General features: G+C 67.7%; 10 protein-coding genes. 4 read left to right on the plus strand and 6 right to left on the minus strand.

Going from position 1 to position 10137, the window contains the following annotated elements; genetic code table 11:
* Nucleotides 1–171 precede the first annotated feature (171 nt).
* Nucleotides 172–573, minus strand: coding sequence for a hypothetical protein (locus AC5P8Y_RS19575; protein ID WP_049432236.1), 402 nt, complete (start codon nucleotides 571–573; stop codon nucleotides 172–174).
* Between the two features lie 186 nt (nucleotides 574–759).
* Between AC5P8Y_RS19575 and AC5P8Y_RS19580 the strand changes: the two genes are divergently transcribed.
* The 3 genes from AC5P8Y_RS19580 to AC5P8Y_RS19590 are packed head-to-tail and all read left to right on the plus strand — an operon-like array spanning nucleotide 760 to nucleotide 3405.
* Entirely contained in the window at nucleotides 760–1587 is an 828-nt protein-coding gene (locus tag AC5P8Y_RS19580) for a helix-turn-helix domain-containing protein (RefSeq protein WP_495202134.1), read from the plus strand.
* Between the two features lie 13 nt (nucleotides 1588–1600).
* Nucleotides 1601–2680 carry an alpha/beta hydrolase family protein gene (locus AC5P8Y_RS19585; protein ID WP_049432231.1) on the plus strand — a complete coding sequence of 360 codons (1080 nt, stop codon included), beginning with the start codon at nucleotides 1601–1603 and terminating at the stop codon, nucleotides 2678–2680.
* 53 nt (nucleotides 2681–2733) lie between these two features.
* Nucleotides 2734–3405 carry a VOC family protein gene (locus tag AC5P8Y_RS19590; RefSeq protein WP_033833737.1) on the plus strand — a complete coding sequence of 224 codons (672 nt, stop codon included), beginning with the start codon at nucleotides 2734–2736 and terminating at the stop codon, nucleotides 3403–3405.
* 1 nt (nucleotide 3406) lies between these two features.
* Here the strand turns inward: AC5P8Y_RS19590 and AC5P8Y_RS19595 are convergent, their stop codons facing one another.
* The 3 genes from AC5P8Y_RS19595 to AC5P8Y_RS19605 form a co-directional block, all read right to left on the minus strand.
* The gene (locus tag AC5P8Y_RS19595) at nucleotides 3407–4726 is read right to left on the minus strand and encodes a TPM domain-containing protein (RefSeq protein WP_164208096.1); all 1320 of its coding nucleotides are present in this window, start codon (nucleotides 4724–4726) and stop codon (nucleotides 3407–3409) included.
* A 2-nt stretch (nucleotides 4727–4728) separates the two neighbouring features.
* A complete protein-coding gene (locus AC5P8Y_RS19600) occupies nucleotides 4729–6567 on the minus strand; it encodes a M3 family metallopeptidase (protein ID WP_288468913.1) in 1839 nt (612 codons plus the stop codon).
* 73 nt (nucleotides 6568–6640) lie between these two features.
* Nucleotides 6641–7153 carry a hypothetical protein gene (locus AC5P8Y_RS19605; RefSeq protein ID WP_049432223.1) on the minus strand — a complete coding sequence of 171 codons (513 nt, stop codon included), beginning with the start codon at nucleotides 7151–7153 and terminating at the stop codon, nucleotides 6641–6643.
* 82 nt (nucleotides 7154–7235) lie between these two features.
* On the opposite strand from AC5P8Y_RS19605, the gene AC5P8Y_RS19610 reads away from it, so the two are divergent.
* On the plus strand, nucleotides 7236–7862 hold the full coding sequence (locus tag AC5P8Y_RS19610) for a YiiX/YebB-like N1pC/P60 family cysteine hydrolase (RefSeq protein WP_024957999.1): 627 nt from the start codon (nucleotides 7236–7238) through the stop codon (nucleotides 7860–7862).
* Nucleotides 7863–7913: 51 nt separating this feature from the next.
* Here AC5P8Y_RS19610 and AC5P8Y_RS19615 read toward each other — a convergent pair whose 3' ends face one another.
* Both AC5P8Y_RS19615 and AC5P8Y_RS19620 read right to left on the minus strand, forming a co-directional pair.
* The gene (locus AC5P8Y_RS19615; RefSeq protein WP_172958425.1) at nucleotides 7914–8078 is read right to left on the minus strand and encodes a hypothetical protein; all 165 of its coding nucleotides are present in this window, start codon (nucleotides 8076–8078) and stop codon (nucleotides 7914–7916) included.
* A 273-nt stretch (nucleotides 8079–8351) separates the two neighbouring features.
* Nucleotides 8352–9776 carry a short-chain fatty acid transporter gene (locus AC5P8Y_RS19620; protein WP_495202135.1) on the minus strand — a complete coding sequence of 475 codons (1425 nt, stop codon included), beginning with the start codon at nucleotides 9774–9776 and terminating at the stop codon, nucleotides 8352–8354.
* Nucleotides 9777–10137 lie beyond the last annotated feature (361 nt).

Consider the following 10137-nt stretch of genomic DNA (forward strand, 5'->3'; position numbering starts at 1 on the left):
CAACAGGCCTGGACAAGGCGCGCAGTCTCGGCGCGATGTGTGAAGGAGGCATGACGTCAGTACGACAGCTTGATGCGCCAACCAAGGTTGGCCCCTGCCAGGGCTCATCCGTAGATCCACGCCATGCATGGGTGGCAATGAAGACCCACGCCCCATCCCCGCACACTGCGGCTAGCCGTTGGCGTCGTCGCCAAAGCCGAAACGGGTCGGCCGTGCCGTTCGCAGCGGAACGAACATCATGGCGGCGAACACCACCAAGGCGGGGGTGGACATGATCCAGATGCCCCTGTTGCGAATCCCGATCCCCATGAAGTCGACCTGCAGATCGCCGATCCATTGCAGCTGCGTCAGTATCATCACCAGCCCGCCGATAGTCGCGCACGGCAACCCACCGTGACCGGCCCCCAACAACGTCGGTGTCAGAAACCCGCCCAGCAACGCGAAGCCGACACGGTACACCCAGGGATTGCCGCGCCACCGTGGCGCGCCGAACAACATCAGCAGCATCAGCGCCAGGGTCAACAGACTGGGAAGTACCCAGAGGGCAAGCAGCATTTCGATCATCTCGATCATCGGCCGGGCTCCGCTGGCCTGGCATCCCACGTCGTCGATCGCATCTCCCTGCCCCTCATCACGTCCATGAAGCACGAATTGTTGCCGGTACGCAGGCAGACGCAAAGCCCCGGCAGCGCAAGAACTGCTAAACGCCGCGCCTGCCGATCCGCTACTGTGCCGGCATTGGATGCGGGGAACGGCAGGATGAGCGCGGCAGGCAAGGCGTTGTGGTACATCGAAACCCATGCGGACCAGCCCTTGGCGCTGGCCAATATCGCCGCCGCAGCGGGGCTGTCGCCGTTCCATCTGTCACGCCTGTTCCAGGCCCGCACTGGCACCTCGGTGGTGCGCTACCTGCGCGGACGGCGCCTGACCGCGGCCGCGCAGCGGCTGGCCGCCGGCGCAGGCGACATCCTGCAGGTGGCACTGGGTGCGGGCTACACCACCCATGCAGCGTTCACCCGCGCCTTCAACGAACAGTTCGGGCAGACGCCGGAACGGGTACGCGAACAGGGCACCGATGGCCTCGCGCTGGTACAGGCGATCCGCGTGGACGATGCGCCGGCGCCCTGCGGTGAGGCGCCGCGACTGCTCGACACGCCCGCTTTCCAGGTGGCGGGCATCGGCATGCGGCATACCCGCGACAGTGGCGGTGCAATTCCCGGCCAATGGGCGCAGCTCAACCGCGAATGGCCGACGGCCGCTCCAATCAGCTTCGGTGCGTGCTGCAACAGCGACGACGATGGCGGCTTCGATTACATTGCCGCACTGCCCGCCAGCGCGCTGCCGACCGTGCCGGCGCACTGGCAACGGGTGGACGTGCCGGCGCGCCGCTATCTTGTGGCCTGGCACGGCGGGCACATCTCGGCCATCCGCTCGACCTGGTTCTGGCTGCTGGACCATTACCTGCCCGGCTCCGGCCTCAGCCTGGCCAATGCACCCGATCTGGAGCGCTACGACACCCGCTTCGACGAGCACACCGGCAACGGCGGCGTGGAGATCTGGCTGCCAGTCGACGAACGTCCCAACTGACAAGGAACTGAAGATGCGCATGATGGCCGCTGTGCTGGGAATGATCCTCATGGTCTCCACTGCCATCGCCGAGGGCAGCGAGACGCAGGCGGCCGGCGAGCGCCACGGCGCCACCATGGTGGCCAGCGCGGCTGTACGCGATGCGCAGCACCACGACGCGCTGCGCTACACGGTCTGGTACCCAGCGCTGGCCGGCAGCCGGGAAACCGCCCTGACCATCGGCCCGCCCGACGCACCGCTGTTCGAGGTTGGACGCGCAGCGGTGGATGCTCCCGTCGCGGGGGCTCGCCTGCCGACGCTGCTGCTGTCGCACGGTAACGGCGGCAGCGCACGCATGATGGGCTGGCTGGGCACGGCGCTGGCGCGGAGCGGTTATCTGGTGATCGCGGTCGATCATCCCGGCAACAACGGTGCCGACGAGATGACGCTGGCCGGCAGCATGCTGAGCTGGCTGCGCGCGGATGATCTGCGCGCTGCGCTGGCCGCCGTGCAGGCCGATCCGATCCTCGGCCCGCATGTCGATCCAGAACGGCTGGGCGTGGTCGGCTTCTCGGCCGGTGGCTACACCGCGCTGCTGGCAGCCGGTGCACGGCCCAGCCTGCAGCGACTGCTGGCCTTCTGCACCGCGCACCCGGATGACGGCGTCTGCCAACCGCAACAGGAGGCGGCCACGCACACGATGCAGGCGCGCCGGGCCGCTGCGGCTTCGCCCGCGCTTGCCCCCTGGATCGCCGAGGCTGACGCACAGCGCGCGATTCCCGGCGTGCGTGCCGTGTTCCTGCTGGCACCCGCCATCGTGCAGGCGTTCGCGCCCGCGCAGCTGTCCGCGTTGCGGCAGCCGGTATCGATCATGTTGGGGGCCGCAGACACCGTCGCGCCACCGGAGACCAATGGTGAGGCCGCACAGGCGCAGATTCCGCGCGCAACGCTGCAACGCCTGCCGGACGTGGGTCACTACGACTTCCTGGCGGCCTGTACCGTTGTCGGCGGGCAGAGGCTGCCCGAGCTCTGCAGCACTGCGGTTCCCAGGACGAAAACCCACCGGCAGGCGGTGGATGCAGCCACGCGATTCTTCGCCGACGCACTGCGCTAGTGGCCGCCGGATGCGGCCCGGCGCTACAGTGATCGCGTCCACGGAGAACGATCATGCGCCTGCTGCACCTCACCCTGCCGGTCTCCGATGTCGGCGCCGTCGCTGCGTATTTTCACGATGTCCTGCAGCAACGCGTGATCGGCCCCCATGTGCACATCGGCTGGAGCACGATCGAACTGCAGCCCGCTGAAGGACGTCCGCTCGGAGGCGTGCACCTGGCCTTCAACGTACCGGACAACCGCTTCGGCGAGGCAATGACCTGGCTGCGCGAACGCACGCCACTGCAACGCAATCCAGCAGGGCTGGATTACTTCGCGCTGGAAAGCAGCTGGCAATCGCAGTCGGTGTACTTCACTGGCCCCGATGGCTTGATCCTGGAACTGATCGGCCGCCGCCGCTTGCCCGACAGTACGCATCAGGGCGCCTTCCACGGCAGCGAACTGACCTGCCTGAGCGAGGTCGGCCTGCCCAGCCACGATGTCGATGCTGTGCGCGAACAGTCCAGCCTGCGGTTTGGCCTGCAACCGATCAGCCCGCCTTCGCCGCAGTTCGCGCCGATGGGCGACGACGAAGGGCTGCTGATCGTGGTCGCTGCGGACCGGCGCTGGTTCCCCGAGCAGAAGGACCTGCCCAATGCGCAGGGGCTGTTGCTGCAGGTCGGCGACGTGGCCGGCCCGGGCGTTGTGGAGGACGCTGCACTCGGCTGGCGTGTGCAGGCGACCTGATCTACCAGCTGCCCGACGCGCCGCCTCCGCCGCTGCGGCCGCCGCCTCCGGACCAACTGCTGGAGCTGCTCGACGACGAACTGCTGGATGACGAACTGGACGCGCTGCGGTGGCCGCCGGATGATCTGCGGCTGCCGCGAGCCTTCTCACCTGGCAGCATGGTGAAGATCCAGGTGAAGTACAGCACGAGCGTGCCGGCACTCCACCCGATCGTCGTGGCGAGGCGCGCAACCGGGCCGGCGCGATCGATGGCCAGCAGTGCGAAGAGCACGTAGCCAGCGGTCAGCAGCAACAGCACTGCGCACCTCACCCCGAAGCTGCTGCGGTCCTTGTGCCAGCGCGCGCGGCACGCCTGTACGAGGAAAAACACCAGCATGGCCATGATGCCTACCGCCAGGTCCAGCGACGTGTGCAAGGCCAGACTGGGTGGCAACTGGCCACGCACCACCATCACCACGAAGAACCCCGAACTGACCCCGAGCATGCCGAGCAGCACCACGCGCACACCGCGGCTACGGCGCCAGCACCAGCCAAGCAGGCTCGCCACCGGTACGCACAATGCCAACACGATGCAGAGCGCTGCCAGTGCCTGGCGTGGCGCCCACATGGCCGCCGCCAGCACGCCCGCGGCCACCACCGCCGTCACCAGCAGCGGGCGGGCCCAGGCCGGCAATCGCTCCGGGTGCGCCTGCGCCGAGGGCGGCGAGCGCCACAGACCCGCAAGGAAGCCGGCCAGCAGCGTCAGTGCAACCACCGAGTCTGCGCTGCGCCAATCGGCCGGCAGCACGTTGCGCATCGATGGCGCTTCCGATGCCGGCAGGTCCTCGCCATCGATCAGCGCCACTATGATCTTCGTTCCATCCAGCACGCCCTGGTCAAGGTCGCCATCGCGGAAACGCGGCACGATCGCCTTGTCGATGATGCGGGCGGCATAGGCATCGGGTATCGCGCCCTCCAGGCCGTAGCCGGTCTGGATGCGTACACGGCGGTCCTGCACGGCCACAAGCAGCAGCACGCCATCGTCAACGCCTTCGCGGCCCAGCTGCCACTGGTCGAACACCCGCTGCGCGTAAGCTTCGATGCCTTCGTCGCCAACATGGTTGACTACCATCACCTGCAGCTGCGCGCCGGTGCGCGCCTGCAACTGGAATGCCTGCGTGCGCAGTTTGTCGCGGGTATCCGCCGAAAGTGCGTTGGCGGCGTCCACCACCGGATCATCCAGCGCAGGGACTGCAGCACCGGCCATCACCACCCTCGGCAACAGGCACAGCAGCATCAACAGCCATGCCGTGGCCCAGGTGCACGTCATCCTGCGCAGCATCTTCACGTTCCCTGCCCTGCCTCGATCCGCGCATGCAGCGCCTGCAGCTGTGCCGCCGTCTGGTTGAACACCTGCAGATCGGCATCCACCAGGGCCGCCCAGTCAGGCGCGTGCCCCAGCAGTTGCGCCACCTGCTCGTTCGGCGCGCGATCGAAGCCCTCGCCAAGCACGGCAAGATAGCGCGCACGGAACCCCTCGGGATCGCGCTGGTCCTGCACATACAACTGCACGGCCAGCAGACCCGCATACAGGTAGTTCACCAGATAGTTCGGGTCTTCATACATCAGGCGCTTGCCGATCCAGGTGTTGCGCAGCTGCGGGTAGCGCTCCGGTTGCTGGCCGAAGCGTGCGAGCACCCGCCCGGTCAGCGCGTCCAGGTCATCGGCGGTGCCCAGCGTGCCGGCGGCAACGCCCTGGTAGATCGACCGCTCCAGCTGCGCTTCCTCGGAAGAGGTGAACAGCTGCAGCACCATGTCGTCCAGCAGCGATTTCAGGTAGTAGGCCTTGGCACGCGGGTCCTGTGCCTGCTGGTACAGCTGGTCGCGGAAGCGCAGCTCGTTGTAGATCGCGAACGCCTCGGTCAGCCACTGGCTGCCATTGCGCTGCAGCGGCGACGCATGACCCCGCTGCATCCACTCGCCATGCACGGCATGGCCAGCTTCATGGGCGATCTCGACATCGCTTTCCAGGTCCCCGCTGCGGACACCAACGAACAGCATTGCCGGCACACCGGGAGCGCTCACGGAGAACGCGTCCTGGCTGCGGTCACCGCGTTCGGTGGCCAGATCCATGCGGTGGCTGGCCGGATCGAGCAGCGCGCGCAGTTCAGCGACGTACGCCGGGCCCAGGTGCTGCATGGCATCGGCGGCGTTGTCGCGCAGCTGCGCCAGCGTCAGCATCGGTGGCGTGTAGCCAGCATCGGGCACCGTGGTATCCCAGATCTGCGGCGCGTCGATGCCCGATCGCGCAGCGTGGTGCAGCAGCATCTCCTGATAGGCGCGGCGGTCTCCCGCATGCTGTTCGATCGCCACCAGCGTTGCATCCACTGCGGCAGTATCCAGGCCCATGCGCTGATAGCCATGTGCCGGCGCCGAGCCGTCAGCCTGCAGGCGTGCCGCGGCGTCATTCACCTGCACCAGCCCCAGCAGCACCGACGCCATCGGCTCACGGCGCGATTGCAGGCCTTGCCAGTAGCCCTTCCAGCCCGCCTCGCGCAGGGCGCGGTCGGGCTGCCGGGCCAGTGCCTGCCTGTCGCGCCCCGTGTCCCAGTGCCAGCCGCCGTGCTCGATCTGCGGGTACTCGGCGCTGCGCAGGATCTGCCCACGCAGGCGCGCGAAGCTGTCCAGCGCCGGATCGGCCAGTGCCTCCACGGCCTCATCCAGCGCGGCGTTGGCCGGGGCGGCGGCCTCCTTCAACGCGCGTGCGCGCAGGAAGCCATAGGGTGCTGCCCATGGTGCATCCGCGGACGCCTCGCGCAGAGCGGCGCGGCCGCTGCGGGCAATGCGGCTGCACAGCCCCATCACCTGGTCCAGCGCCTGGGCCGGACGCTGATCACGCGCATTGCGGGCGGCCTGCAGGTGCAGGTAGCTGTGATGGCGCAGGCACTGCGCCTCCAGTACCTCGGCCTGCCGGAAGCGTTCCGCGGGTGCAACGGTGGACGCCTGCTGCAGAGCCTCGACGCGCTTGCCCAGTGCGTCACGCGCGGCCTGTTCGGCGGTGGCATTGGCGAAGTAGGCGCGGTCATCGGCATGCACCGACTGTGCCTGGGCGCCGCTGAGGGAGGCTATCGCCAGCACAGCTGCGATGGCGGTGGTGGTGGCGTGCTTCCTGAAAGCCTGCATCGGCGTCTCCCTGCCTGGACCAGGGATCGAGCCTAGCAGTCACTGGCCCGCCGCGCCTGTGCCGGATCAGGTTTCAGATCGACTCGTCCTCACGCTTGACCAGTGTCCAACACGGCGTCTGCGCAAAGGTGTAGGTCTGCTGGTCGCTGCTGTCCGGCATACGGATCTGCACCTGTCGCTGCCCATCGGCCAGGGGGCTGACCTGCATTTCGCGGCCCTGCCCGGCCAATGCGGCAGGATCGGGCATCACCGGCCACTCGACATCGGCCAGCGCCAGCCGGCTCTCCACCTTGCGCGGTTCCGGCTCGGCCTCCGCATCGATGTAGCTGTCCAGCAGCGGGTCGGCGGTGGCCTTTTCCTGCAGCGCGATCTCGTTGCCGAAATGCTTCAGGAATGTATCGAATTCCGGGTGGGGGCATTCACTGCGTGCAGCCACAGGTGTGGGCTCGGCGGCAGTGATCGCCGGCGCCGCTGCGGCAGGCCCGGCTTCGCCCGCTGTCTGCGGCGGCTGCGGCGCAGGCGTGCAGGCAACCAGCACCACGCCACAGGCGAGCATCAGCAGTGCGGCAGAACGGTATCGACACATGGGCTCATCCTGAATCCGGTCCGGTCGCTCCATGCTACCGCGCGCCCTACAATTCCGGCATTCCGCCTGTCCGAGAGTCCTCATGCATCGCCTCCTGCTCCTGATCGGCCTGCTGCTGCCCGCCCTGTGGCCAGCGGTGGCGATGGCCGTCGATGTCCACGAAGGCGATCTGCTGTTTGTCACCGCCGGCCGCAGCGGCCTCAGTGCGGCCATCGACGATGCCACCGGCAAGCAGGGCGCGCCCAGCTTCGATCACGTCGCCCTGGTCGCTTCCACGCCGAAGGGCTGGGAGGTATTGCATGCGGACGAGAAAGGATCGCGCCGGCAATCGCTGGTCGAGTTCCGCCAGGAGGCGCGCGCCAAGCAGCGGCAGATCGTGGTCTATCGCCTGCACGCGCCGCAGCAGGCGGCCATCAAGGATGCGGTCGCCACTGCGCGCACGATGCTGGGCAAGCCGTACAACACGTCGTATGTGTTGAGCGAGGACAGCTACTACTGCTCGGACTTCATCGAACGCGCCTTCCGTGCGCACCACGTGTTCGCATTGCAGCCGATGAACTTCCGCAACCCGCAGACCGGGGAGATCGCCCAGCACTGGGTGGATCTGTACCGCGGCATGGGCATGGACGTACCGCAGGATCAGCCCGGCACCAATCCGAACGACATGTCGGCAGCGCCGGTGCTGCAGCGTGTCGGCGTGCTGGAATAAGCAAAGCCCCGCACGGGGCGGGGCTTTGCATCACCGGAGCTGGTAGCGAGGTCACTCTTCCTCGTCCTGCCCACCCTGCTGCTGGTTGCGCTGGTTGCGCTGCTGCTGTTCCTGCTGCTGTTGCTGCTGCTGGTCGCGGCCACGACCCTGCTGCTGATCCTCCTGGTTCTGCTGGCCCTGCTGCTTCTGGTTCGGGTTCTGGTTCTGCTGTGCCATGTCCGATCTCCAAAGCCACTCGCGGAATGCGGTGGACGTGGCCATCGTCTGCAGCGAATGGTTAATCACGCGTGGGTGCGCGGCTACATCTGCGTGTACGCCTGTGAATGAACGCGCAGAAGCCCTTGTGGCACAAGCGGCTGAAGAATTCATGCGGGTTCGGCATGTGCTCATGCAGTGGTCAGCATGGCGCGCATTCATGGCGTTCTCAGCCGGAAACACGCGCGGAAGGAGGCTGGCTTCCCAACTCACGCAGGCAAGCCAGCCCAGCATTCAGGGCATCACCGGCGGCACATAGGCCAGGGTCATGCCCAGCAGCCACAGCAGGCCCAGCACCAGCGGGATGTGCACCAGCAGCTGGATGAAGGTGAAGCCCACGATGTCGCGTGCCTTCAGGCCCAGTACGCCCAGCAGCGGCAGCATCCAGAACGGATTGATCAGGTTCGGCAGCGCTTCGGCCGCGTTGTAGACCTGCACCGCCCAGCCCAGGTGTGCCTTCAGTTCGTTGGCGGCCTGCATCACGTACGGCGCCTCGATGATCCACTTGCCACCACCGGAGGGCACGAAGAAGCCGAGCACCGCCGAATAAACACCCATCACCAGCGCGAAGGTATCGGTGCTGGCCACGTGCACGAACAGGCTCGACAGCCGGTGCGCCAGTGTCTGCCCGTCGCCACCGGCAGCGTGGGTGAGGATCATCGCGATGCCACCGTACAGCGGGAACTGGATCAGCACGCCGGTGGTGCCGGGCACCGCCTTGGCCACCGCGTTGAGGAAGCTGCGCGGCCGCCAGTGCAGCAGCAGGCCCAGCGAAATGAACAGGAAGTTGTAGGTGTTGAGGTTGGCGATGGCGGTGACCACCGGCTTGTTGGCGAACTCGTTGAACAGCCAGCCGAACGCCAGCAGCGAGAGCAGCACGGTCAGCAGCGGGCTGTACTCCAGCCATTCGCCCGGGCGCGTGCGGCGCTGCAACGGCTGCGGCTCGGCCTGCGCGGCGCCGGGGAAGTCTTCAGCGGTACGGGCACTGCCGGCGGCCGGTGCGGTCAACCAGGCGATCAGCAGCGAGACCAGGATCAGCACCGCGGTCAGTGCGATCGACTGCCACAGGAAGATGGTTTCGGTGAACGGCAGGACGCCGGTGATCTCGACCAGGCCCGGCGGCATGCTGGCCGGATTGGCCTGCAGCTGTGCGGCCGAGGAACTCAACCCCATCGCCCACACCGCCCCCAGGCCGAGATACGCCGACGCACCGGCCGCGCGGTAGTCCATGCGCAGTTCGGTACGGCGGGCCAGCGCGCGCACCAGCAGGCCACCGAACACCAGCGAGAAGCCCCAGCTGAGCAGCGAAGCGAGCATGCTGACCAGGCCCACGTACACCACCGCACCACGGCCGGTACGCGGCACCCGGGCCAGGAAATCGATGAAGCGTGCGACCACCGGCGCGGTGGCCACGGCGTAGCCACCGATGACCACGAAGGCCATCTGCATGGTGAAGGGGATCAGGCTCCAGAAACCGTCACCGAAGGCGCTGGCGGTGGTCTGCGGGGTCGAGCCGAAGCCCATCGCGGCCAGCGCGACGATGACAACGCCCAGAACCGCGAACACGTACGCATCGGGGAACCACTTTTCCGCCCAGGCGGCCGAGCGCAGCGCTGCGCGCGCCATCCAGCCGTCCTGTACTGCTGCCGTCGAGGCCATCGCCTACCCTCCCAGGTTCGATGGATCGATTCTGGGCGGTGGGGTGCGGCCTGTCAGCCACCTATTGGTCGTAGGTCGCCGAGGAGGGTAGTGCCGGCCGCTGGCCGGCAACCTGGGCATCGCACACGGGTGCAGCCGGCCAGCGGCCGGCTCTACCAGACCTGGGGACGGTCGCAGGTAGTGGGTGGCGGTAGTGCCGGCCGCTGGCCGGCAACCTCGGAATCGCGCACGGGTGCAGCCGGCCAGCGGCCGGCTCTACCAGATCTGGGGACGGTCGCAGGTAGTGGGTGGCGGTAGTGCCGGCCGCTGGCCGGCAATCTCGCGATCGCGCACGGGTGCAGCCGGCCAGCGGCCGGCTCTA

The organism is Stenotrophomonas sp. YJH_SMC_12-1 (genome assembly GCF_059370935.1).